This window comes from Rhodanobacteraceae bacterium (assembly GCA_024234055.1).
Classification (GTDB): Bacteria; Pseudomonadota; Gammaproteobacteria; order Xanthomonadales; family SZUA-5; genus JADKFD01.
This window is the reverse complement of record JACKOW010000001.1, coordinates 319,094-342,500: the sequence shown is the minus strand read 5'-3', so window position 1 is coordinate 342,500 and position 23,407 is coordinate 319,094. Positions and strand designations below refer to the sequence as shown.

Sequence of the window (23,407 nt, the reverse complement as noted above, 5' to 3'; positions counted from 1 at the left end):
ATGCGGGAGCTGTTCTCGCAGGTGCCGGAGTCGCGTTCGCGCGGCTATCTGCCGGGGCGCTTCAGTTTCAATGTCAAAGGTGGTCGCTGCGAGGCCTGCCAGGGCGACGGCATGATCAAGGTGGAAATGCACTTCCTGCCGGATGTCTATGTTCCTTGCGATGTCTGCGCTGGCAAGCGCTACAACCGCGAGACTCTGGAGATACGCTACAAGGGCCATTCCATTGCCGACGTGCTGGCGATGACGGTGGAAGACGCGCTGAAGCTGTTCCAGCCGGTGCCGGCGCTGGCACGCAAGCTGCAAACGCTGATGGACGTGGGCCTGTCCTACATCACGCTGGGACAAGCCGCGACCACGCTGTCGGGCGGCGAGGCACAGCGAGTGAAGCTGGCCACTGAACTGTCCCGTCGCGATACCGGCAATACGCTGTACATCCTCGACGAGCCGACCACCGGATTGCATTTCCACGACATCGACCAGTTGCTGGGCGTGCTTCACCAGCTGGTCGAGCGCGGCAACACCGTGGTGGTGATCGAACACAATCTGGACGTGATCAAAACCGCCGACTGGGTGGTGGATCTCGGCCCCGAAGGCGGCAATGGCGGCGGCGAGATCATCGCCACCGGTACGCCCGAGGCCATCGCCAGGAATCCGCGCTCGTACACCGGTCAGTTTCTGGCCAAACTGTTCGCCAGCAAGGCGCAGGCAGCGGCTTGAGCTTCTGCGGCAGGGGGCAAGGCGCAGGTCTTCAAACTCGACGCATGCTCTGACGGTGTATCGACGATGATCCCCTTGCCCCTTGCCCCCTGCCCCGGCTTGATGCCCAGACACTCCTCAATCTGCGAGCGACGACATTGTTCGCCCATGTCGGGCTAACGCTTCACGCCCTGCACCAGGCCCAGTTCCAGTGCCTTAAGGACCGCGCGCGTGCGATCGCGCACGCCGAGCTTGGACAGGATATTGGAGACGTGGTTCTTGACCGTGCCCTCGGCGACGTCCAGCGAGCGCGCGATTTCCTTGTTGGAATAGCCGCCGGACATCAGCCGCAGAATCTCGGTCTCGCGCTCGGTCAGGGGATCGGGCTCGTCGAGGCTGGCGAACTTGTTTTCCAGATGGCTGACGCCGCGCAGCAGGCGGTCGGTCAGGCCCGGCTGCACCAGTGAGCCACCTTCGGCCACGGTCTTGATGGCGCTGACCAGCTGGTCCAGCGACACGTCCTTGAGCAGGAAGCCGCGGGCACCGGCACGCAGCCCGTTCAGCACCAGCTGATCCTCATCGAAAGTGGTGAGGATGATCGTCGGCGGCAACTCGCCGGTGCGCGACAAGTGCTCCAGTACTTCGAGGCCCGACTTGCCCGGCATGCGCAGATCGAGCAGCACCACATCGGGTTGGGCCTTGGGAATCTCGATGATGGCTTCGTCGCCATCACGGGCCTCGCCAATCACCTGTACCGCATCGGACAGCTCCAGCAGGCTGCGTACACCCTGCCTCACCAGCGTCTGATCATCGACCAGGAACACTCTAATCATGACTTGCTCTCCAGCGGTAGTCGGGCGAGTACGACAAATCCATATCCAGGGCGTGTTTCCACATCCAATGATCCTCCAAAAATCTCCAGGCGCTCGCGCATGCCGGTCAAACCGTTGCCGGCCTTCAGCTCGGTGGCGCCGCGACCGTCGTCGCGAGCAACCAATTCCACTTCGTCGCCATCCACCCGGAAGTCCAGCCAGAGATTACGCGCCTTGGCATGGCGCATGGTATTGGTCAGGATCTCCTGTGTCAGCCGCACCAGCACCTGGGCGCGGCGCGCGTCGGCGATACGGAAGGGCTCAGGCAGTGTCAGATGCACATCTGGCGCCGGTGCCGATGCCACCAGTTCATGCAGCGTGCGATCCAGATCCACGGTATCACTGCCTCGCAAGGCACTCACCACCTGACGCACATCCGCCAGCAACTGCTTGCTGACCGACTGCGCCTGCTTGACATGATCCAGCGCCTTGCCGGTCACCAGATGGCTGGCCACTTCCAGATTGAGACTCAGCGCGGTCAGATGATGGCCAACGACATCATGCAGCTCTCGCGAAATTCGCAGGCGCTCGCCGGCACGCTCGCCCTCGGCCAGCAGCAGCTGAGTGGCCCGCAGTTCGGAATTGACCACCCGCAGTTCCTCACGCGCTTCGGTCTGGCGGCGGGCCACGTAGGAGGTCATGAACGTCAGCGTTGAGAGACTCAGATAAAGCCCGACCTGCAACATCGCCTCCAGCAAGCCGAAATTGGGCCTCGCCAGAAACACCGGCAACATGCCCAGGTTCTGCAGCAACAGCCAGAATACGCCCTGCCCCAGCGGCAGCACCCAGGGCAGCACACTGGCACAGACCAGAATCAGGATGGCGCCGATGCCAGTGCCGGTCAGATGGCCGATCGCCAGTGAGGACAGGGTCATTGCCACCAGCGTCAGCAGGTAGACCCAACGCCGACCGGCGCCGTCCATCTCCCGGGTCAGTATCCAATAGGCCAGCGCGAACCCCAGATAGGCGACCACCGTGCCGACCACGTCTGGCCTGGCGGCGGCCATGCTCAGGCGCGGAATGAAGGGCAAGGAAATCCCCACGCACACCCAGGTGAACAGGCCGGCGTATCGCAGCAGCTGACTTTGGGAATAGGTGCGGATGAAGCGCATGCGCGGGTTCGAGGATAGTAATGGGCTCCGGGGTGGTGGCGCCTGAGGCCTGCAGCCTAGCCGGGTATGGATCGCACGGGAAAGTCCAGAAGTCATGCGTCAGAGCAATCGCCCGGGTCCGGGCCGTATATGCCGATCGTCAGGCACCCACCCACGTCGGTCGCCGCCACGAGCATCCGCGTGCATAATTCGCCCGCTCCGCCCGATTCTGGGCCGCGAGCACCCCCATATCATCGCAAACACGAGCGCCAGAGCCGCAATGTCCTTGATTTTGCGCGACATAGAGCAGAGCGACCTCGACGCAGTCCTGGCGCTGAACAATGCCGCCGGGCCGGGCATCCTGCCGATCACCGAAGCCCGCATGCGGCAGTTGTTTGACGTGGCCCGCTACTTCCGGGTCGCCCACTTCAACGGCGAACTGGCCGGGTTCCAGATCGGATTGTCGCCTGACGCCAGCTACGACAGCCCGAATTTTCTCTGGTTTCGGAACGCGCTGGCCGATTTTCTGTACATAGACCGCATCGTCATCGATTCGCGCTTCCGCCGTCACGGCATCGGCCGGGTCTTCTATGCCGACGTGCTCAGCTTTGCCGAGGTGCGTTTTCCGCTGCTCTGCTGCGAAGTCTTCATCGAGCCACGCGACGATGTGGCCCTGGTGTTCTTCGGCACCAACGGCTTTCACGAAGTGGGTCAGCAATTGCTGACCGGCGACCGTCGGGTCAGCCTGATGGTCAAGGAAATGAAGGCTTATCCCTTCGTGCAGGAAACCTATCGGACGCCGGGCGTGGCATCGCTGCCGGAAGACCTGGATGTGGATCGCCTCAGCCGGAGGAGCGCCTGATGTCACGGCGGGGCGACATCGCCAACCGCGCGCGTGATGGCGCCGCATTCGAACTGCGCTCGGGGCAGTTCTCCTTGATGGTGCTGGCCATACGGCATCTGGACCTGTTGCAGTTGCAGACCGAACTCGGTGAACACGTGGCTTCCGCCCCGGCCCTGTTGCAGGGCGCGCCGGTGGTGCTGGACCTCAACCCCCTGTCGCAACTGGCCGATCACGGACTGCTGCGCGAGTTGATCAAGCGCGTCCAGCAGTCTGGCCTCAGGGTCATTGCGCTGGCCGCCAATGCGGGTGCCGAAGCAGCTGCAGCCGCGCTGGATCTGCCACTGCTGGGGGTCGATCGCAAGCGCATGCGCGTGGTGGAAGCCGAGTCGGCGCAGGCCGAGCTGCCGCTGCCGATGGAGCCGGCCCCCGAGGTCGAGGTGACTGAAGCGCCCGAAGCGGAGGCCGTCAAACCCGCTCCGCCGCCCGGATTGCAGCCTCCACTGGTGCTGCCTGGACCGATCCGCTCCGGCCAGCAAGTCTATGCTCGCGGGCGTGATCTGATCATCACCGGCTCGGTCAGCGCCGGCGCCGAAGTGGCCGCGGATGGTTGTGTGCATGTCTATGGCCGCTTGAGCGGCAAGGCCATGGCCGGCGCCGCGGGTGACCTGCGCGCCCGCGTCTACTGCCTGAGTTTCGGGGCTGAAGTAGTCTCCATTGCGGGCAACTTCAAGGTATTTGAATCCGCTGGCCGCGATATTGCCGGCAAGGCGGTCGAGATTTTCCTGGACGAGGGTCGACTTGAGATCCGTCCGTTACGCATTTGAGGAGAGATAGCTTGGGCGAAATCATCGTGGTGACCTCAGGCAAGGGCGGGGTCGGCAAGACCACCACCAGCGCCAGTCTGGCCTGTGGCTTCGCCAAGCGGGGCAAGAAGACCGCCGTTGTCGACTTCGATATCGGGTTGCGCAATCTCGATCTGATCATGGGTTGCGAGCGCCGCGTGGTCTACGACTTCGTCAACGTCATCAACGGCGACTGCACCCTGAAACAGGCCTTGATCAAGGACAAGCGCTTCGACAATCTGTCGGTGCTGGCAGCCTCGCAGACCAAGGACAAGGATGCCCTGACCCAGGACGGCGTGGCCAAGGTCATCGACGAACTGCGGGAGATGTTCGACATCGTCATCTGCGACTCACCGGCCGGCATCGAACGGGGCGCCTTCTACGCCATGTACTTTGCCGACCGCGCCGTGGTCGTGGTCAACCCGGAGGTGTCCTCGGTGCGCGACTCCGATCGCGTGCTCGGCATCATGTCGAGCAAGTCCAGGCGCGCCGAGCAGGGCCAGACCGCCATCAAGGAGCATCTGCTGCTGACCCGCTATTCGGCCGATCGCGTCGAGAAGGGCGACATGATGAGCGTGGCCGATGTCGAGGAGATTCTCGGCGTCAAGGTCATCGGCGTGATTCCCGAGGCGCCGGAGGTGCTGTCGGCCTCGAACTCGGGCGTGCCGGTGATTCTGGATGAACAGGCGGAGGCCGGTCAGGCCTACGCCGATGCGGTAGCGCGGTTGTTGGGCGAAGACCGTCCAATGCGCTTTGTGGAGCCCAGGCGCAAGGGCTTCTTCCAACGCGTCTTTGGAGGATAGACATGGGATTGTTCGATCTGTTCAAGAGTCGCCCCAAGAACACCGCTAAGCTGGCCAAGGAACGCCTGCTGATCATTGTGGCGCAAGAGCGCGGCGTCGATTCGGCACCCGACTACCTGCCACTGCTCAAGCGAGAGCTGCTGGAGGTCATCCGCAAGTACGTCAATGTCGACCCCGATGCGGTCATGGTCAACGTCCAGCGCGAAGGCGACCAGGAAGTGCTGGAACTGTCGGTGACCCTGCCGGACAAGGAGTAGTAGCTGGTTGTGGGTTGTGGGTTGTGGGGACTCGGGACTCGGGACTCGGGACTCGGGACTCGGGACTCGGGACTCGGGATGAAAGCACAGAACGGCGTCATTGCGAGCCGCGTGTTTCAGCCCGTCACTGCGCACGGGCCATGAACCGCAAGCTTGCCTGTAGGAGCGACCTCGCGTCGCGACCGCCAAGCCGCACGTCCGAAGCAGCGGTCGCGCCGCAAGGGCGCTCCTGCAAATGAACACATCAAATCCACAATTTGCGATAGGGGCTCATGGAGAGCGCAGCGAAGCAATCCAGCGCCTTGCGGGTGGAGCGCCGGATTGCGCCATGGCTGCGAACCCGCTCAACCCCTGTGCCGCGCCCTTGTACCATTGCTGCTGCCCATGACCCTGTCCGATTCTCCCGAACCCGCCGTCCTGCGCTTGCGCGACATCGATACCCGTTCCGTGGCAGCGCTGCTGTCGCGCTTCGGCCTGCAAGTGTCGGTATTGGCCGATGACGCCGAAATCCCGGGCAGCTACTGGGGCGAGTGCGAAGCCGGGCTGATCGGAGACCAGCTCTACGCTCGCCCCGACACCCCGCTGCATTCGATCCTGCATGAGGCTTGCCACTGGATCACCTGCACCCCCGAACGACGGGCCACGGTGCATACCGACGCAGCCGACACCGAAGCCGAGGAAGGCGCCACCTGTTACCTGCAGATCGTGCTCGCCGACGATATACCCGGCTTTGGCCGGGACCGCGCACTCGCCGACATGGATGCCTGGGGCTACAGTTTCCGGCTGGGTTCGGCCGCCGCCTGGTTCGAACAGGACGCCGAGGACGCCCGAGGCTGGCTGCTCGACCAGCAGTTGCTGGATGCCACCGGGCGCTGCCGCTACCAGGTACGCGGCAGCCTCAGAGATCGATGAGGTGGCGCAGCAGTGAAAAGCCGACCCGCCACTCGCCATCGTCACAGACAATCGTGGCCGTACGCCGATTGATGCGCAGCACCGTCCCCACCTGAGTCCGAAGGTACTTGTCGGTGAAGGAGACGCGGTCTCCAGGCGCAAAGTCTTCGCGCCCCATCCGCGGACTCTCGGGTGCCGATTCCAGCATCGCCGCGATTTCGGCCGTTTCCGACGGCGGCTCGATCGCCACGTACGGAAGTTTCCAGTGCAATCCTGCCGTATCGCGCACCGTGAGTTCACGGTCACGAAAGGCTAGAACCGTCCCGGCGCGCCACTCACCGGTGCGCCAGTCCACGAAACGCACTGTCTGTCCCAGATTCAGCAGCTTTCTGGTGCTGAGGATTCGCTTTGGATCTTCCAGCATGCGATCGATCGCCGAACGCAGCCGAAAAAGATCGGTATTGCTGGATCGTCCAAGTTGTTCAGTCCATCCGGAATCCATCGCTGCAAACCCGTCCTGCCAGGAATTGCGGGGCGGGCAAGATATCGAAAGCGGCGACGCCGGTCGACTCTGTCTCGTCGCCTCAAGTCCGGCCTGGTTGCTGAATGGCAGATCAGTGACGCCGATACCCCGGCGATTGATGGCCCGCAGCCACACCCCCTGATCCAGATCAAGGCGCCGCAGGAGCGCGGGAATAGGCTGGAGAAATCAAAGTCTCTAGGAGTGGGCCATGCACCGCACTCGGCTCTGGATCGTCTTCTTCGCTCTGCTGATGGGCCTGGCTTCGCCAACGGCACGCGCCGACACGCTGGATACGGTGCTGCAGATCCTGCATCACGCTCAACTGATCGATCAGGGCATTGTCGATGCCAAGCCGCTGGTGCAATGCGTGATCGAGCACTCGCCGCAGTATTGCCTCGATGAGGGCAGTGCCTACGTGGGCGCGAGTGATCCCAAGATCAAGCTGGTGGTCGATCTGATCAAGGCCGCCCGCGCCAGCGACTGGCTGCTGGTGCTGGAGCTCACCGGCACCGATGTGCTCACCCAGGTGGCGTGCAATGCCGGCATTCCGGCCGGCGGTGCGGTCAAGGAATTCATCTGCTCCGGGCTGATGGTCAAGGTGGCGAAGAAGGCCAAGCCGGTCGTGCGTCAGGTGCTGGTGGCGGTCAAGTCCGGCAATCTGGATGACTGGTTGATGGTGGCAACGATGACCGGCCCGACCCTCGCCTGTGACCTGATGCCCTCCTCCATCCCGGGCAAGGACGCTGTCTGCAGTGTGCTCGGCCAGGTACTGGGCGGTGCCGTGCAGGCCGTCGCCGACGCGGCCAATGCGGTCTGGGGATCGGCGACCGCCGTCGGTGAATGGATCTCCGGCCAGAGCAAGCACATGCCGGTGGAAACCTACTACGCCCTGTACTGGAAACCCTGGTACCACACCGGCACGCTGATCCAGTTGCGGGGTCAGCCCGGATGGGGCGGGCTGCTGAAGGAAGTGCGCGACCCTTGCGAGGATTATTTCGATTCCCACACGATGAGTCAGGACCACGCCCAGCAGGTCTGTGACGACATGCGCGATCGCTTTTCGCGGGAGGTCGGGGTCTTTGTGCAAGCCATGCGCCAGGCGCCTGAAGCCTACCGCAGAGCCGTGGCCCTGCCACTGGCCGACGTCTGGGCGGTCACCGACCATGGCAAGGGCGACACCCTGGCGGCCCACCGGCCTTTGGTAGTGAACGGCTGCGAAGTGGACTTGCGCGCCAAGTTTCCCTTTCCAGAGCCCGATCCGCGTCAATGCACGGCCATCCGCGACATGGCCAACCAGATGGGCGGACCCTGGAACCAAGGTCTGCAGGGGCTCTACCAGCAATGCACCCATCGGCAGCTGCGACAGGTGCCGCAGCCCTCGGTCTGGGAGGATCGCTGCGAACGGATCGGCCAGCAGTTCGCCACCGACTTGCTGGCAGCGCGCATCAAGGTCGAATCCAGCGTCAAGACATTGGTGCAATCGGGTGCCTGCGTCGTGCCAGCCGGATGGAAAAGCAGCGACGGCGCCAAGCTGGCCTGCGCGGACTACCGCGGTTACCAGCAGTGTCTGGACGCTCTGGCCGCTGCCCATCCCGAAAAGCGCTGCAGCTTCGATCAGCGCCAGGCGGATGTCGAACTCGCTGGCAAGATCGTGGAGCAGCTGGGCGGTCGCGAGCGCTGCGGACGTACCCAGGCAGGAGAGATCGTCTGTCTGCGCCCATGGCTGCAATCACGCTGCGAGAACGAGCTCGCCAAGGCCCGCCAGTTCGGCCAGTACGCGCAGACCGGGCTCAGCTGTCGCTACCAGCAAACGCCTGCCTACGCCCAGGCGCTGTCCGAGGTTGATCGCATTCTCGATGCCCTGAATCGTGCGCCCGCCGGCCCGGCTGGTGAAATGCGCCTGCGCCAGCCGAATACCGCGGCCTCAGTGCGAATGATCAACTGCAAGGCCACCCGTGATCCGCTGGCCATCAGTTGCAACAACACCGGCGTCATTCTGGAACTGGACGAACGCCTGCCTGGCGCACGACTGCCACATTGCCAACCCGATCCGAATTTCTGGGGCGTGGACGCGCCCTGCTACGTCGGTGCCCTCGAACTACCGCAGGGCGCTCTGGGTCAGCAGCAGGTGCCGCTCCCCAGACGTCCTCGCGACGAAAGCCCTCCTGAGCGCATCCAGCCGCGCCTGGATCCACGGCGCCAGATGCGCGCCGCGCCCGATCTGCAACTGGGCGCGGGGCCGAAATTTGCCGGCAGCACTCAGGCCTGGCAAAGCGCGGTGCCATTGGCGGGCAGTGCCCTGGCAATCGATCGCAGCGGCAATTGCTCGCTAAGGCTGGAATACAGCGTGATCAACCGCGGTTCGGCGGCCAGCGCGGCAACCCAGATCGAATTCATGATCGAAGGACGGACGCAGGATCAGGCGCTTCCGGCACTCGCAGCAGGGGCGCAATTCGATGGCGTGGTGACGCTGTCGATCCCGGCGGGACAGCACCGCCTGCGCGCTCGCATCGATCCGCAGAACAGGGTCGACGAGCTCAGCGAGGACAACAACGACGGCACCGTCAGCGTGCAGATCGAGGGCGCCTGCGGTCGCGATCCGAAGCTGCTGAATCTGCGTCGCCGGGATTGACCGCCCGCTCGGGCTCCAGGTTGTGGCTACAATGAGCCCAACTCCCATGACCCGGTTCGAAGAGCGGGTGAGCGTACGTATCCCCCGGGTTGTGCCCGCTGGCGGTCACAACCCTTGTTCCACGAAGCAAGGAGCTGCACATGAGCGTATGCAAGATCATCGAAATCTCCTCGTCATCGCCCAAGGGCTTTGAAGACGCCATCTCTGCTGGCATCGCCCGGGCATCGGAGACCATCAAGCACATCCAGGGCGCCTGGGTATCCGAGCAGAAGGTGGTCGTGGAAAAGGGCAAGGTCGTCGACTATCGAGTGACTCTGCGCCTGACTTTCCTCCTCGACGAAGCCAAGCCTGAGAAGCCAACCAAGAAGAAATAGCTCGCGGGCTGGACTGCGCATGGCCTGCTGTTCGGGCCATGCGCGTTTCCGAGCACGGGGGCGGCAAGATCGGCAGACCGCGACTGTGTCGCGAGCGCGGTGTCGAAATCATCGGCCGGCGCCGTGGCTGACGCTCAGCAAGACGCGCCACTCGCACGGCGCTGTGATAGCGTAATCGTGACTCAACGTTGTGGAGACCGCGCGCGTGTCCTCCCCGGTATCGCCAGGATCGGTGCAAGGGCAGGGCCTTGCGGCACTGGTCGAGCGCATCCAGAACGGCGATCGCGAGGCTGAGGCGGAACTGATCAGCAACTACGCCCGCGGCGTGCGGGCCGTGGTGCGACACCACTGCAGACCGGGAGAATCCCAGGTCGATGACATCACCCAGGACATCCTGACCCAGTTGCTGGGTCGATTGCGTGCGGGCGCCATCCACGACCTGCAGGCCCTGCCGCACTATCTGCGGGTGTCGATACGCCACGCCTGTGCGGCGCACTATCGGCGCTGCGGAACCGGGGCTCTGCCCTCAGCCATCGACGAGGCCCACAGTCGCGATGCTGACCCTGAGCTGCAGACCCATCGCGATCAGCTGCAACAGGTCATCCGCGAGCTCATTGACGAGTTGCCGGTAGAACGGGATCGCGAAGTGCTGCGGCGCTTCTACCTGCATGACCAGGACCGGCAGCGCGTGTGCCGGGCGCTGGGCATCGACGAAGGCCATTTTCACCGGGTGGTGCACAGGGCACGACAACGCTTGCGCGAAGCCCTGCACCGGGTGGGCATGCACAATCTGCGCTGAGACAAAGGTCGCGCTGGCGCCTCCTGACTGATCCCTGGAACATCAGTTGGAGCGTGCCATGGCCTTGCCCCTGCCACCGTCATCCCTCAGCCAGCGGCAGCTGTTGATGGGTTATCTCAACGGTGATCTGGATGCCGAAACCAGCGCCTGGTTTGAAGCCTGGCTGTTGACGCAGGAGCCCCTGATCGAGCTGCTGGACCGTTACAACGATGCGCGCGACGCGCTGATCTGCAGCACTGCGCAGGCTTCAGGCGCGCACCACCCCATGACCGTAGACGGTCGGATCGGCGTCTGGCGGCAATCGGCAGCGACGGGCAAGTTCCAGCGCCAACATCTCGGCACAACAGCCGGGTTGCTCCGCGCGGATCACCGCCGCAAGCCCGGCCACTACCGGGGCGGCGGCGGACGTGCCATTGAAGAAGTGCCTGGCTCCCACCGGCGCAGCTGGATTGGCTTCGCGTCGGGGGGACACCACATTGGATCCGGGAGCCACGCAGAAAACCTCGGCTCCGGCGTCGCCCCCCAGCGAGTCACGGCGCACCCTGCCGGCCAGATCGAGGGCACCGATGGCCAACACCTGGGCACCCGCTGCCGGATTCTTGATGCCGTCTCGCTGCCGGTCGCCATTGCCGGCGGCGGCGACGATCAGCACCCGGTGCTTGCGCGACAGCCGCGAGAGCGAGCGCGACAGCACGCTCGGCGCTGCATCCCGGGCACGATCGAATCCCAGGCTCAGGGAAATGATGTCGGCGCCCTGGGCCAGTGCCCATGCGCATGCCAATTCCACCGCAAAACTGTCGCTGCGACCACTGTCTTCAATGACCTTGGCGATCAGCAAGCGCGCATCGGCAGCCACGCCATAGCGGCAACCGCCATCAAAGGGGCGACGGGGCCCGGCGACGATGCCGGCGCTGGCGGTGCCATGGCTGTCAGCGCTGCCATCCTGGACGGTACCGGATCCCACCAGCGCAATGCTGCCGGCAATCCGGTCACCGCCGAAATCGGGGTGCCCGAGATCCACCCCACTGTCGAGCACGGCAACGCGCACGCCGTCTCCTGCCGGCCGGTCGGGGTTCAGACCCAGCGCCTGCGGCGCCAGCACGCGGGGGCCTGGATCGGAAGGCACACAGTCAGCGCTCTGAGCAAGATGGCCAACGCTCTCGGGACGATCCACGCGCAGGGCGCGACGCCGAATCTGGTGCAACAACCGCCCGCCGTCGAGCGCACCCACGAACACCGCACTCAAAGCCGGCACGAACAGGGGCGCGCCATCGCTGCGCCCGAGCCTGAAGCCGATCAGGTCTTCGATCAGCTGGGTCCGGCGGCTCAACAAATCCGCCGCCTGTCGCGGCGCCAGGCTTAGGCGATAGCCAAATCGCCAGCGTTCAGCGGCCTCAGTCACCGCTGCAACGCCCGAATCGGCCTGCGCTCACATTCCCCCCTGAAGGGCGAAGTGCAGTCCGTGTCCCCGCGCGGCGGCCGCCAGCAGACCGTCGCGCAACAACCTAGCGGCGCATTTCGCGCCGCAGACCTCACAGGAGATTTGCGCATGAACACGAATTCCAAGATCGCCCGCCGCCATGCTATCGCTTTGGCTCTGATGACGTTGGCTGTCAGCAGTGCCGCCAATGCCGGCCAGGAATGGTGCCTGAGCCGCGGTGAGGGTGAAGGCCTGCACTATCGCAGCGCCGAAACACTCACCGACATCAAGGATTGGGTCAGCCAGGGTGCGATCCTGGTCATCGAAGGCAGCAATCATCCCGAATGCGCCATGCTCGGCGCATCATGCAACGTGTCGGCAGGTGATGTGGTGACGGTCAGTCAGAACAAGCAGGGTGAGTTGATCCTGCACCGCAGTCGTCCCACCGGGCGACCGGTTGTTCGCGATGTGGCTCGCATGGAGCTCGACCCTGCGGGACGCTTTCTCAGCGGATACTCGCAGTCCAGCGACATCCCCTACGGCCAGCAGGTCTTTCTCTACTACACTGGATCATCGCATTGTACGGATTCAGGCTTCGACTACCCATCCGACACCCTCTGCCGCTACTTTGAACTGGAAGTCTTTCCAACCGGAGTCGATCAGGACCATCGCCCAGATGCACCTCAGGCACAATGGCAATACAACCAATGTCCCGTCGCCAGCCAGCAGCCCGGCAAAGGCACGGGCATCGAGCCTCCCATGCCTTGAACGACAGATCGCGGGTCTTGTGCTCGCATTGCTGCTGATCGGCGGGGGTATCGCATCCGCTACCCCCGCTGGTGTCGCTTCCTGGTCCTGCGCGACAGCGCGGGATCTGGTGCTCGATGGCGACAAGCCGGCCTCGCTGAGCCTGCACGGGCTGGAGCCGACGATGGCCTTGGTGATCGAAGAGCTTGGCTTCGAGGCCATGATCGCTGTGGGTACTGGAGACTTCGAGCACATCAGTTATCCGATGACCCGCTATGGCTGGCGCCGGCTGGAACCGGCATCGATCAGTGCCGGTATCCGACTCCGTTCTGAGTCGACGTCGACCACTCGGGTTCGAATCCATCTTCAGTGTGCTGCCCTTGAGCCAGTGCGCGAAACCTGGCTGAGGGATGCGCAGGCACTGGCTGACAGCATCGACCAGCATGTGCAAGCCAATCCACACATGGGCGACTTTGATCGCCTAGTGGATTCTGCTCCGACGCCAGCGGACCGGGTGGCGGCCATGCACATGCGGGCGCTGGTCTGGTTCCTGCTGAACGACTACCTGAGCTCGGCCCGGGCCTTTGCCGAAGTCGGGCCGATGTGGCTGGCACTGGGCGATCGGACCCGGGCCGGCGGCGCATTCCTCGGGTCTGCCGACATCTACGTACGAGCCGGCCGACCCACTGATGCCGAGCCCATGCTGGAGCAGGCGGAGCGTTTGCTGGATCCGGACAAAGATGCCTATTTTCTGGCTCGCGCCAGGATGCTGCGCTGCGATCGACTGCAGATTGAAGGACGGGTGAAGGAACTGCTGGCCTGCAACCGGGACCTGATCGATCGCCTGCGCAAGGTCGGTGAAGTCGACGAGGCCATTCGCGTTCTCGGCACCATGCTGGTCGGCGTTCGCGATGCCGGCGATCAGAAGCTCATCGACGATCTGGCCGATCAGATCGAGCGCGATCCGATGCTTGAGCAGGCGTCCTGGTATACGCGCGGTTATCTGGCGCTGATGCGCAGTTTCGTGCAACGTGACCGTGGCCAGCTGATCGATGCGCTGGCACTGATCAGTGAGTCGTTGCAGGCCTTCGAGCGCGCCACCGAGGGCCGTGAGCGCTGGCAGGCCAGCGCCCTGCTGCAGGCGGCCGACATCTACGGCCAGCTCGGCATGAGCGATCAGGCCTATCGCTTGCTGGCCCAGGCCATTTCGCTGTACGACCCGACTTCGTCACCGGATCGCATTGCGGCGGCTCTGATGAAGCTGGCCATACTTGACCGCGCCAATGGCCGCGTCGAAGCCGCGGCCTCCTGGTATCAGCGAGCCGAGCACATCTACGCCCTGCTCGGGCGCCCGATCGAGCGCGCCGACGCCGAGCTGGGCCTGCTGGAGACGCGCTTGCCCAGAGACCGCACCGCGGCTGAAGCCGAACTGGATCAGGCACGTGACTGGAGTTCGCTGTCGGCAGCCAACACCGGTCGCCTGGCACTGGTTCAGGTGCGCTGGATGATCACCGCCGGACTGTACCAAGAGGCCGCCGCGCTGCTGGATGCGTCGAAAGCGAACACTCGCGCGCTGCCCCAGCAACTCTTAGCAGTGCGCCTGCGCGCCGAGCTGGAGGTGCAACAGGGTCGAGCCAGCAACGCATTGGCATTGCTCGACGCCGAACTGAAACAACTGGGGGAGCTGGCAGCGCAAGGCTCGAACGGGGTTCTTGGATACCTGGCCATGCGCGCCGGCCGTGATCTACGTGCCGACTGGGTGCGTATCGCCCTCAGCCAGTCGCCGCCAGCCGCCATTGACGACTGGTGGCGAGTCCTGGTCGCCAGCGCACCCTTGCAATCGGTGCATCCCGGCCAGCATTCGGGGGACAACCGCTTCAGTTCGGCGCTGTCGATGGAATTGCTGGGCAATGGCAGTAGTGACGCCAGTGATCGGGCCCTGCTGACCACCCTGGCGAAGGCCGATGGGGCCGCGCGCGAAGTGCGGGATCCCGTGCCCGAGTTGGCTCAGGTGCGCCAGCAATTGGGAGACAGCTGGCTGCTGATCGTGATTCCCTCCGAACCGCACAGCGCAGCGCTCTGGATCAGTGCCGAGCATGCCGTGGTGGTCCCGATTCCCGGGGGCAGTGATCTGCGCGACCAGATCCGCCAGCTCGCGGCCGATCTGCAATCACCCAGCCTTCCCGTGACCAGCATTTCCCGCAGCGCCAGCACCCTCTCAGCCAGCCTGTACGCGGGCGCGCCCATGGCCTCGGCGCCGGACCGGCTGCTGGTGCTGAGCGATGAACTGATAGGCACGGTGCCGCTGTCGCTGTTGCCCTGGCCAGGGTCGGGGCGACCGCTGATCGAGACCACCACCGTCGGCTGGATCGCACGTTTCGATCAGGGTGCGGAGACCGACAGCCAGAGCACCAGAATCCACGCCATCATTGCGCCGGGCAATGCGGCTACCGAAAAGGTCGGCCTTGGCAAGCTGCGCTATGCCGAGCAGGAAGCCGATTTGATTGCCAGAACCGAACCGCAACGCAAGTTGATCCGCACCAGCGACACCCAGGCCACCCGCGCCGCGCTGCTGTCGGCCCTGTCCGACCCCGATGCCTGGGTACACCTGGCGGCGCACGGTTATGCCAAGCCGGAGCTGCTCGGCTATGCCGGCACCTGGCTGGCAAATCCCAAGGATCCGGCCAAGAGCGATTTCCTGAGCTGGATGGACATCATCGACACGCCCCTGCGGGCACCGTTGGCGGTGCTCAACGCCTGTCAGCTGGCTGCTGGCCCCAACGCCACCAGTCAAAGCAGCCTGAGTTTTGCGTCGGCGGTGACCGCGGCCGGGGTAGGCCACGTGGTGGCCGCCTTCTGGCCGATCAGCGACAGCGCCAGTGCCATCTGGATTCCGGCCTTCTATGCGGCAATGCGCGATCAGCCCGCCAGCTACAGCATCGATGCGCTGCGGGCGGCGCAACTGGCACTGAAGAACTCGCGGGCTTACCGACATCCCTACTACTGGGCTTCGCTGGCGCATTTCCAGCGCCTCACCGTGAACGACTGACGACCGCAGACTTCCCCAGCGACCCGCCTTCGGCCATGCTCGGGACTTTGCTGAACCGGAGCTCTTTCATGCCCACTGCCACGGCCAACGGCATTGACCTGAACTATGTTGCATCCGGTGCCGGCGAGCACACCGTGGTGTTCGCGCACGGACTGCTCTACGACCTTCACATGTTCGAACCGCAGCGGCAAGCACTGTCGGAGCACTATCGGGTCATCGCCTACGACCATCGCGGCCAGGGTGAATCGGCACCGGCCAGCAGTGGTTATGATCTGGACACCTTGACCGAGGACGCTGTCGACCTGATCCGCGGCACCCACAGCGAGCCCTGCCATTTCGTCGGGCTCTCCATGGGTGGCTTCGTCGGCTTGCGACTGGCGGCGCGCTATCCCGAACTGGTGCGTTCGCTGACCCTGCTCAGCACCAGCGCCTCGGCCGAATCATGGCTCAAGCGCGCGCGCTATCGGGTCATGCAAGCGATCTTCGCGCTGTTCGGACCGCGACCGATCATGGGGCCGCTGTTGCCGGTCATGTTCGGCCCCAGTTTCCGCACCGATCCCGCCCGTCGGGCTGAACTCGAGCGCTGGGTGCATCATGTGCAATCGCTGCCGCGTCGGGTGGTTGGACCGGTGGGCGGCGTCATCGGCCGCGCCAGCGTGGTGCCTGAATTGAAGTACATCCGCTGCCCTACTCTCGTGCTGGTGGGCGACGAGGACCAGACCACGCCGCCGGAAGAAGCCGAGTTGCTGGTGCGGGAAATCAGCGGAGCGCGACTGGTGCGGCTAACGAACTGCGGCCATAACAGTTCGATCGAGGCGCCCGATGCCGTGACCTCCGCCATCCGCCAGTTTCTGGCCGAAGTGGACGCCGCCTGATGGGCTGGCTGGCACCGCGCTATTGGGGGTTGCTGATCGCCGTCATCGGGCTCGCCGTGTGCCTGTGGCAATGGCCGCAGGGCTGGGACTGGCGTGCGGCCGCCCTGGTCTTTGCCGCCGCGCTGGCGCTTGGCATCAGCGATCTTCGCTCGAAGCGCCATTCGCTGCTGCGCAATTACCCGATCTTCGGCCACTTGCGGCGGATGTTCGAATCGGTGCGACCCATGCTGCGCCAATACCTGGTCGAGGGTGACCAGGAGGAAGTGCCCTTCTCCTTCGAGCAACGCTCGATCGTCTATCAGCGTGCCAAGCAGCAACGCGAGACCCGGCCCTTCGGCACCGAACTGGGCGTCTACGCCGATGGCTACGAGTGGATCAATCATTCGATGCGCCCCAGCGAGCCCGACAGCCACGATTTCCGGGTGCCGGTGGGCGGACCGCAATGCGCCAAGCCCTATTCGGCCAGCGTCTTCAATATTTCAGCGATGAGCTTCGGCTCGCTCTCCCCCAATGCCATCCATGCCCTCAACGAAGGCGCCCGCCGGGGCGGCTTTTACCACGACACCGGCGAGGGCTCGATCTCGCCCTATCACCGCGAAGGCGGCGGCGATCTGGTGTGGGAACTGGGGTCGGGTTATTTCGGTGCCTGCGAAAAAGCCGGCGTGTTCTCGGCCGAGAAATTCGCCGAAAAGGCGGTGCTCGATCAGGTCAAGATGATCGAGATCAAGCTCTCGCAGGGTGCCAAGCCCGGGCATGGCGGTGTCTTGCCGGCGGCCAAGGTGAGCGCGGAAATTGCGCGCACCCGCGGCGTCCCCATGGGCGAAGACTGCATCTCGCCTGCCCGCCATTCGGCTTTCGATACGCCCGAGGGTCTGCTGCATTTCGTGGCACAACTGCGTGAGCTGTCGGGCGGCAAACCGGTCGGCTTCAAGCTCGCCATCGGCCATCCGTGGGAATGGTTCGGCATCGCCAAGGCCATGCTCAGTACCGGCATCAAGCCCGATTTCATCGTCGTCGACGGCGGCGAGGGCGGCACCGGTGCGGCACCCATGGAGTTTGCCGATCACGTCGGTGTGCCCATGCGCGAAGGCCTGATGCTGGTCCACAACACCCTGGTGGGGCTGAATCTGCGCGACCAGATCCGCATCGCCGCGGCTGGCAAGATTGTCACCGCCTTCGACGTGGCGCGAACGCTGGCCATCGGCGCCGACTGGTGCAACGCCGCCCGAGGCTTCATGTTCGCGCTGGGCTGCATCCAGTCGCAGGCCTGCCACACCGATCATTGCCCCACCGGCGTGGCCACCCAGGATCCCCAGCGCTGGCGCGCCCTGGATGTGCCGGACAAGGCCGAGCGGGTCAAGAACTTCCATCAGAACACGCTACGCGCCTTGAAGGAACTGATCGCCGCCGCCGGCCTCGATCACCCCGGCGAGCTCGGCCCCGAGCACATCATTCGCCGCGTATCCGCAGATGAGATTCGCTCGATCGCCGAGCTCTATCGCTTCCTGCGCCCCGGCGAACTGCTCGACCAGGTGCCCTGCCATTCGGTGTTCCAGCGTTTCTGGCTGGAAGCCCGAGCGGACAGCTTCGGACCGCCGGAAAGTGTGAGTCGGTTGCGCCTGAGCAAGCAGCTGTAGCCGAACCACCGCACCGCCCGGACGTAGGCCGGGCCCTCGCGTCCGCCGGCCTCATCCATGCCACAGCACCGACACGCGAGGCGCCCGGCGCCCCGCTTCGCATCCCGCCCCGCCCGCCCGTAGGCCGGGCCCTCGCGTCCGCGGGCCTCATCCATGCCACAGCACCGACACGCGAGGCGCCCGGCGCTGTGCCCGGCGGTCGCCCTGTCACGTAGCCCGCTGCGCGGGCAACGTGACCTACGTCCCCGACTCCCGGAAACGCGTTTCGCTACTTCGGCGCCGCCGCCCGAACCGCATCCACTACCCCGAGTATCTGCGACGCATAGGCCCGCGCCTGGCCGATGGTCTTGATCTGCCTGAACTTCTCGATGATCGCGTCATGCTGTCCCGGTGGTGACAACTCCAGCTGAGTCTTCAGCAGGATGGCCAGGAATCCCGGAAAGTTGCCGTGATCGGGTATCGGCTGCGCATCCATCGCTTCTGCGTCGACCTTGCTCATGGCGGGCTTCGCGGTCGGCGGGGCCGGACTGTTCAGCACGGTCGGGCAGTCGGTGCGCGCACTGCCGAGAAACAAGGGCGTGACATCGTTGGCATTGGCGTCGCGCTGGGTCAGCGGCTTCAGTCCAAACAGTTTTTCCAACGTGGCCAACACCGAGCTGTGGTCATACACCGTGTGATCGACACCCGCGCCCACCCATGGCGAGATCACCAGAGCCGGCACGCGCACGCCATATTGCTGGAAGGTGAAACCGTACTTGTTGAGCTTGCTGGAACTGCCGTCGGCAGGCGCTGGTGCCGGGCCGGGCGCCACCGAGTCGTAGTAACCGCCATGCTCGTCGTAGGTCACGATCAGCAGGCTGCTCTCCCACAGGGGCGAGTTACGGATCGCCTGGTAAACCGCCTTGATCAAGCCCTCGCCGCCGTACACATCATCCATCGGGTGCTGCGAGGAACCGCCCGCGTAGTTGCCGCGCACATTGCCGTAGTTGGGCTCGATGAAGGTGTATTGATAGGGATAGTCCCCGAGCAGATCAGCGGTCAGATCGGATACCGAATGCACCTCGGTGGCAAAGATGCCCTTGAGCGAGGACACCTGCGGGATGCGCCCAAACTCGGAGCCATTGCCCGGATCGTCGGAAAAGATGTTGTGGCTGTCGATGTACAGGCGATAGGGCACACCTGCTGCCTTCAGCGCATCGTAGATCGAGCCATTGGGATAGCTGAAACCGTGGAAAGTCTCCCACTCGAACAGTTCCCCGTTGCTGGGACTGTGGTCCAGGCCGTTGGACGATGCACCGTGTACAAAGAAGCGGTTCGGCCAGGTGGGCCCCGGCAAGGACGAATACCAGTGATCGCAGACGGTGAAGGTGGTGGCCAGCTGATACATCACCGGCAACTGCGTCTGCGTGTTGAAGCAAGCCATGATCTGGCCGATATCCGCTTCCGGCGGTGGCTTGCCTTCCGAGGTCGTCGTGGCGTAGTTGCTGGCAAAGCCGGAATTGTTGATTGGCGGGTAGGCGCCGCCCTTGGGGTAGCTCGCGCCAGCGCCGCCCAGTTGCTCCACCACGTCCAGGAATTCGTGGCCGGGATCGCTGGGCATGGCGGTGGGCGCACCCTTGACCACCGGATACACCGTGCCGTTGTAGCTGTTTGAATTGGCCGTGGTGGCCGCGACCAGGCCGGGAATGCCGGACATGGCCAGCATGTTGTCGAAGGAGTGGTTCTCCAGCATCAGCACAAACACGTTCTTGATGGGAAACGCGTCTCTGACGCTGCCGCTGGTGATCGTCAGCGTGTTGACCCCACCCGAGAGGTTCAAGGTCACGATCTGGTCGCCGATCTGTAACTGCATCACCGGCGTCTTGCCGGCACTGTTGACGATGCTGCCGCCTATCCACCAGTTGTTCTTGGAGTTCTTGCTGCCCTGTCCCATGTAAACAGTGGCCACCGCGGTCGCAGATCCACTCTGGAACTTCATCTGCACGGCGAAATAGAAGTTCAGGGATCCAGGCGTGCCCCCGCCGTGATAGCCCGCGTATTCATGCGTGGCGCCACCACAGGCGCTGTTGAAGGCATTGGCGACCGCATCGGTCTTGTGGCGCCCCGCCTTCATCGTGATGGTGAAGGTCTGGCCCGATTGACTGATCGTCGCCGGCTGTTCCGATGGCTGACCCTTGCTGATGACCAGCGAATTGCTGATGTAGCTGATACCCACCAAGGTGTTGGACTTGTCGGTGATGGTGAATGGATTCGATTGAAGCTTCTTGCCCACGCTCAACTCCTTCTGCGACCGCGTCTATCCACCCACACGAAGATCGGCATTCCCGATTTGCTCGAGGGCAGGAAGACTCTGATGGCTCACTGTCGTCGCCTGGACCCTCGCGAAGCGACATCTGTGTAGAAGTGTCGTGAGAGCGGCAAATGTCGCACCCACCCCGCCCGAACGCAGACCGCGCCCTGGCTGCCACAGCCTCGCTCTAACGTAGGCTAGGTCCTCGCATCCGCAGCCCACCCCGACGTAGCCCGGGTCCCCGCGTCCCCAACGTAGGCCGGATCCTCGCGTCCGCCGACTCCAACTGCGCCCCAGCGCCCACACGCGAGGCGCCCGGCACTGTGTCCGCGGCCAACAACGAGCCGCGCGGGCCCGCCAACCCCGCGGCAGCCGGATCGATATTACCTGCGGCCACAAACGCCACGACTCAGTCAGCTCGGAGCGAGAGGCCAAGCTCCTCAGGAACTTCCATGATTGCTTAGACCCCGGCGCGGACCCAGCGTTGATTGAGCAACTGCTTCCACACGCTGAAGGTGGAGTGCCTACACCGCCACCGGTTTGCCACGCGAGACGAAGCCAAGGCCGTCATCGCTCGCTACATCGAGTCGTTCTACAACAACCGCCGACTGCACTCGGGCATCGGCTACCAAACACCGCAGCAAGCCATGCAGAATGTGCAGAGCGCGGTCCACTAGCCTTTGGAGCAAAGTGTCTTCGGAAACAGGGCTAGATCATCCGCGACAGCCGGCACGCCGCTACTCATCATCAAAGTTCGTCGTGAAAGTGGAGACGTCCGGGCGCACCGATTTCGGCATCTTTTGACGCACTCGACTGCCGTGCCTGGAGGAACTGGTCGGGATTCGGCAAGGTGGGATACCAATGCAGAGTTTCCAGCAGACAACCTGCATCTTTCTGCAATTACGCCGCCAACCGCCTGGCCGTGGTTATGCCTCGCAACCAGCGCTGGCCGATCTTTGCGGCTTTCTCGACCAGACACTCCACCCCACCGATCGCGCGGCTGTAGTCTGATTTCACCGCCAGCACCTGGCGGGTCCAGTTTTCCGGGCGATAGCCCATGCGCCGCAGCACCGCGGGCACGGGGCCTTCGATGGCTCCGCGCTTGTCGGCGCGGATCTGGCGGCCGGTGTAATCGACCAGACGCAGATACTCGATCTGCGTCATGCGCAGCACGCCAAAGCCGCGAAGGCCGGCGATCGGCGCCAGCGGCAACTCGGCCGCCGTGGATTCCTGCTCGATTGCGGTCAGGCGCTTCACCGCACTGGTGTGCGCCGATGCCTCCAAGGTGTCGCAGAGCTTGGCCCGCACTCCGTCCAAGCCTCCGCAAGCCTCCGACCCGCAAGCGTCCGTCCACGCCTCGTGTCCAAGCCTCCCGAACGTTGGCTACTCTCGACAATCTGGCTTCGCTGTATCGGGATCAAGCCTACATCTCGAATAGACAAGCGATTGACCGACATGGACCGAATCAACCGTGCCGTCACATCTCATCCAAATGATCAGCTCGCGGTGCATCTCAAGCGCCTTATTTTCGCCCAGATAACGAGTGGCGATGTACCCCAAACGACCCTCATATCTATAAATCTCAACAAGACTTTCCAGGGGCGAAGGAATCTCGACTCCAATCTTTTTGGCAGCTGCGGTCGCGAATTCGGAAATCTGTTGATCAGAAACCTCGCACTCTATCGGATGAATTACGACGCCACTCGGAGCGCTGCATCCCGAAGCAAAAAGCACGACTAGCCCCAGAAGCTTCATGGACATCCTGGCATTCTCACGTTTCCATACTGTGTTGGATGCTTTTTTCGAAGTTCTACTTCTGTACCGCAACCGCGAATCCGGGAGCACCTTATCTTTTCTGAGCACACGATCTCCTTCTTGGTATTGCCGCACTCGGTATCCCCTGGGTTTTTATCAGAGGCAAATTCGGCGCGCGTATCGCCACACGAGGGGCATGCGTCGACGCGGCCAAAATCGACAGCAGTCGGTCTTCGCTCTTGCCGGATTCCGGGGAAGCCCTCCCCCGGCGGCAACAGCAACCAGCTTCGGGCAATTACCAAGGATATCCAGCCGCAACGTCGAAACCGTCCACCGCGCGCAATGCCTGCGGACCGGGAAATCACTGGACCTGGACCTCTTGCCCTGAATCCCGGGCTCAGGCTGCCAGGGCCCGATGCAGCCACAGCTTGGCCATGGCCCATTCGCGCTTGACGGTTCGAGGCGAAATCGATAGCGCTGCGGCAATTTCCTCACCATCCAGACCACCAAAGAACTTCAGGGTGACAATCTCGGCCTGGCGCGGATCCAGCGCCTCCAGATCGTTCAAGGCATCGTCCAGACGAGTCAGCTCCAGCGGTTTGGATTGCCCTGAATCGATGGCGCTGTTGAGCGTCAGCAAGGTTTCGCCTGATCCGCGCTTGGCGGCATCCCGGCGACGATAGCGCTCCACCAGTACCCGGCGCATGGTGCGGGCCGCGACTGAGTAAAAATGCGCGCGGCCCAGAAAATCGATCTGATCAATGTCTAACAGCTTGATGTAGGCCTCGGCGACCAATTCGGTGGGCTGAATGGTCGCGCCGCCATCGCGTCCGATCTGCGCTCGAGCCAGCCGCTTGAGTTCGGCGTAGACCGTTGGCACCAGCGCATCCAGGGCTTCGCCCTCGCCGGCCTGCCAGCGCTTGAGCAACAAGGTCACGTTGGTCGGCGGTTCCATAGCCATCCCCGGAGTTTAGCCTGTCAATGAAGCTGCATGAGCCATTTCAGGGACT

20 protein-coding genes and 1 pseudogene (1 of these 21 only partly in view) are annotated in these 23,407 nt (G+C 63.8%); 14 read left to right on the top strand and 7 right to left on the bottom strand.

Annotation, left to right across the window (positions count from 1 at the left end; all coding sequences use genetic code 11):
* Positions 1–717, top strand: a pseudogene (gene uvrA, locus H7A19_01435) (excinuclease ABC subunit UvrA); it begins 2,128 nt to the left of the window's first position.
* 155 nt (positions 718–872) lie between these two features.
* Here uvrA and H7A19_01430 read toward each other — a convergent pair.
* Positions 873–1,529, bottom strand: coding sequence for a response regulator transcription factor (locus H7A19_01430; GenBank protein ID MCP5473490.1), 657 nt, complete (start codon positions 1,527–1,529; stop codon positions 873–875).
* Positions 1,526–2,680: a sensor histidine kinase gene (locus H7A19_01425; GenBank protein ID MCP5473489.1), complete on the bottom strand. Its 1,155-nt coding sequence runs from the start codon at positions 2,678–2,680 to the stop codon at positions 1,526–1,528. Before H7A19_01425 ends, H7A19_01430 begins: the two co-directional genes overlap by 4 nt.
* A gap of 259 nt (positions 2,681–2,939) precedes the next feature.
* Between H7A19_01425 and H7A19_01420 the strand changes: the two genes are divergently transcribed.
* The 5 genes from H7A19_01420 (at position 2,940) to H7A19_01400 (ending at position 6,317) form a co-directional block, all read left to right on the top strand.
* The gene (locus H7A19_01420; GenBank protein ID MCP5473488.1) at positions 2,940–3,521 is read left to right on the top strand and encodes a GNAT family N-acetyltransferase; all 582 of its coding nucleotides are present in this window, start codon (positions 2,940–2,942) and stop codon (positions 3,519–3,521) included.
* Positions 3,521–4,327, top strand: a complete 807-nt coding sequence (gene minC, locus H7A19_01415) for a septum site-determining protein MinC (protein ID MCP5473487.1) — start codon at positions 3,521–3,523, stop codon at positions 4,325–4,327. The genes H7A19_01420 and minC overlap by 1 nt, the downstream gene beginning before the upstream one ends.
* An 11-nt stretch (positions 4,328–4,338) precedes the next feature.
* Positions 4,339–5,148 (top strand): septum site-determining protein MinD, encoded by an 810-nt coding sequence (minD, locus tag H7A19_01410; GenBank protein ID MCP5473486.1) that lies wholly within the window; start codon positions 4,339–4,341, stop codon positions 5,146–5,148.
* 2 nt (positions 5,149–5,150) lie between these two features.
* The gene (gene minE, locus H7A19_01405) at positions 5,151–5,405 is read left to right on the top strand and encodes a cell division topological specificity factor MinE (protein MCP5473485.1); all 255 of its coding nucleotides are present in this window, start codon (positions 5,151–5,153) and stop codon (positions 5,403–5,405) included.
* A gap of 384 nt (positions 5,406–5,789) precedes the next feature.
* On the top strand, positions 5,790–6,317 hold the full coding sequence (locus H7A19_01400) for a hypothetical protein (GenBank protein ID MCP5473484.1): 528 nt from the start codon (positions 5,790–5,792) through the stop codon (positions 6,315–6,317).
* Here the strand turns inward: H7A19_01400 and H7A19_01395 are convergent.
* The gene (locus H7A19_01395) at positions 6,304–6,798 is read right to left on the bottom strand and encodes a hypothetical protein (protein ID MCP5473483.1); all 495 of its coding nucleotides are present in this window, start codon (positions 6,796–6,798) and stop codon (positions 6,304–6,306) included. The genes H7A19_01400 and H7A19_01395 overlap by 14 nt on opposite strands.
* Before the next feature lie 229 nt (positions 6,799–7,027).
* Between H7A19_01395 and H7A19_01390 the strand changes: the two genes are divergently transcribed.
* The 3 genes from H7A19_01390 (at position 7,028) to H7A19_01380 (ending at position 10,624) form a co-directional block, all read left to right on the top strand.
* A complete protein-coding gene (locus H7A19_01390) occupies positions 7,028–9,451 on the top strand; it encodes a hypothetical protein (GenBank protein MCP5473482.1) in 2,424 nt (807 codons plus the stop codon).
* Between the two features lie 140 nt (positions 9,452–9,591).
* A complete protein-coding gene (locus H7A19_01385) occupies positions 9,592–9,825 on the top strand; it encodes a dodecin domain-containing protein (protein ID MCP5473481.1) in 234 nt (77 codons plus the stop codon).
* A 205-nt stretch (positions 9,826–10,030) separates the two neighbouring features.
* On the top strand, positions 10,031–10,624 hold the full coding sequence (locus H7A19_01380; protein ID MCP5473480.1) for a sigma-70 family RNA polymerase sigma factor: 594 nt from the start codon (positions 10,031–10,033) through the stop codon (positions 10,622–10,624).
* A gap of 247 nt (positions 10,625–10,871) precedes the next feature.
* Here the strand turns inward: H7A19_01380 and H7A19_01375 are convergent, their stop codons facing one another.
* Positions 10,872–12,026: a S8 family serine peptidase gene (locus H7A19_01375; GenBank protein MCP5473479.1), complete on the bottom strand. Its 1,155-nt coding sequence runs from the start codon at positions 12,024–12,026 to the stop codon at positions 10,872–10,874.
* Between the two features lie 147 nt (positions 12,027–12,173).
* Here H7A19_01375 and H7A19_01370 point away from each other — a divergent pair, with 147 nt between their 5' ends.
* From H7A19_01370 to H7A19_01355, 4 genes are all read left to right on the top strand, one after another.
* Positions 12,174–12,812, top strand: a complete 639-nt coding sequence (locus tag H7A19_01370) for a hypothetical protein (protein ID MCP5473478.1) — start codon at positions 12,174–12,176, stop codon at positions 12,810–12,812.
* A 19-nt stretch (positions 12,813–12,831) separates the two neighbouring features.
* On the top strand, positions 12,832–15,840 hold the full coding sequence (locus H7A19_01365; protein MCP5473477.1) for a CHAT domain-containing protein: 3,009 nt from the start codon (positions 12,832–12,834) through the stop codon (positions 15,838–15,840).
* 68 nt (positions 15,841–15,908) lie between these two features.
* Positions 15,909–16,715, top strand: a complete 807-nt coding sequence (locus H7A19_01360; GenBank protein MCP5473476.1) for an alpha/beta fold hydrolase — start codon at positions 15,909–15,911, stop codon at positions 16,713–16,715.
* The gene (locus H7A19_01355) at positions 16,715–18,352 is read left to right on the top strand and encodes an FMN-binding glutamate synthase family protein (GenBank protein MCP5473475.1); all 1,638 of its coding nucleotides are present in this window, start codon (positions 16,715–16,717) and stop codon (positions 18,350–18,352) included. The genes H7A19_01360 and H7A19_01355 overlap by 1 nt, the downstream gene beginning before the upstream one ends.
* Positions 18,353–18,620: 268 nt before the next feature.
* Here H7A19_01355 and H7A19_01350 read toward each other — a convergent pair whose 3' ends face one another.
* Entirely contained in the window at positions 18,621–20,204 is a 1,584-nt protein-coding gene (locus H7A19_01350; GenBank protein ID MCP5473474.1) for a phosphoesterase, read from the bottom strand.
* A gap of 926 nt (positions 20,205–21,130) precedes the next feature.
* Between H7A19_01350 and H7A19_01345 the strand changes: the two genes are divergently transcribed.
* A complete protein-coding gene (locus H7A19_01345) occupies positions 21,131–21,319 on the top strand; it encodes an IS3 family transposase (GenBank protein ID MCP5473473.1) in 189 nt (62 codons plus the stop codon).
* Between the two features lie 223 nt (positions 21,320–21,542).
* Here H7A19_01345 and H7A19_01340 read toward each other — a convergent pair whose 3' ends face one another.
* Entirely contained in the window at positions 21,543–21,950 is a 408-nt protein-coding gene (locus H7A19_01340) for a hypothetical protein (GenBank protein ID MCP5473472.1), read from the bottom strand.
* An 844-nt stretch (positions 21,951–22,794) separates the two neighbouring features.
* Positions 22,795–23,352 (bottom strand): sigma-70 family RNA polymerase sigma factor, encoded by a 558-nt coding sequence (locus H7A19_01335; protein MCP5473471.1) that lies wholly within the window; start codon positions 23,350–23,352, stop codon positions 22,795–22,797.
* Between the last annotated feature and the right edge of the window lie 55 nt (positions 23,353–23,407).

Excerpts from the sequence above, each read along its gene's own strand:
- H7A19_01430 (MCP5473490.1), bottom strand. The coding sequence starts at position 1,529 with ATGATTAGAGTGTTCCTGGTCGATGATCAGACGCTGGTGAGGCAGGGT.
- H7A19_01425 (MCP5473489.1), bottom strand. The coding sequence starts at position 2,680 with ATGCGCTTCATCCGCACCTATTCCCAAAGTCAGCTGCTGCGATACGCC.
- H7A19_01420 (MCP5473488.1), top strand. The coding sequence starts at position 2,940 with ATGTCCTTGATTTTGCGCGACATAGAGCAGAGCGACCTCGACGCAGTC.
- minC (MCP5473487.1), top strand. The coding sequence starts at position 3,521 with ATGTCACGGCGGGGCGACATCGCCAACCGCGCGCGTGATGGCGCCGCA.
- minE (MCP5473485.1), top strand. The coding sequence starts at position 5,151 with ATGGGATTGTTCGATCTGTTCAAGAGTCGCCCCAAGAACACCGCTAAG.
- H7A19_01400 (MCP5473484.1), top strand. The coding sequence starts at position 5,790 with ATGACCCTGTCCGATTCTCCCGAACCCGCCGTCCTGCGCTTGCGCGAC.
- H7A19_01395 (MCP5473483.1), bottom strand. The coding sequence starts at position 6,798 with ATGGATTCCGGATGGACTGAACAACTTGGACGATCCAGCAATACCGAT.
- H7A19_01390 (MCP5473482.1), top strand. The coding sequence starts at position 7,028 with ATGCACCGCACTCGGCTCTGGATCGTCTTCTTCGCTCTGCTGATGGGC.
- H7A19_01385 (MCP5473481.1), top strand. The coding sequence starts at position 9,592 with ATGAGCGTATGCAAGATCATCGAAATCTCCTCGTCATCGCCCAAGGGC.
- H7A19_01370 (MCP5473478.1), top strand. The coding sequence starts at position 12,174 with ATGAACACGAATTCCAAGATCGCCCGCCGCCATGCTATCGCTTTGGCT.
- H7A19_01360 (MCP5473476.1), top strand. The coding sequence starts at position 15,909 with ATGCCCACTGCCACGGCCAACGGCATTGACCTGAACTATGTTGCATCC.
- H7A19_01355 (MCP5473475.1), top strand. The coding sequence starts at position 16,715 with ATGGGCTGGCTGGCACCGCGCTATTGGGGGTTGCTGATCGCCGTCATC.
- H7A19_01350 (MCP5473474.1), bottom strand. The coding sequence starts at position 20,204 with ATGCAGTTACAGATCGGCGACCAGATCGTGACCTTGAACCTCTCGGGT.
- H7A19_01335 (MCP5473471.1), bottom strand. The coding sequence starts at position 23,352 with ATGGAACCGCCGACCAACGTGACCTTGTTGCTCAAGCGCTGGCAGGCC.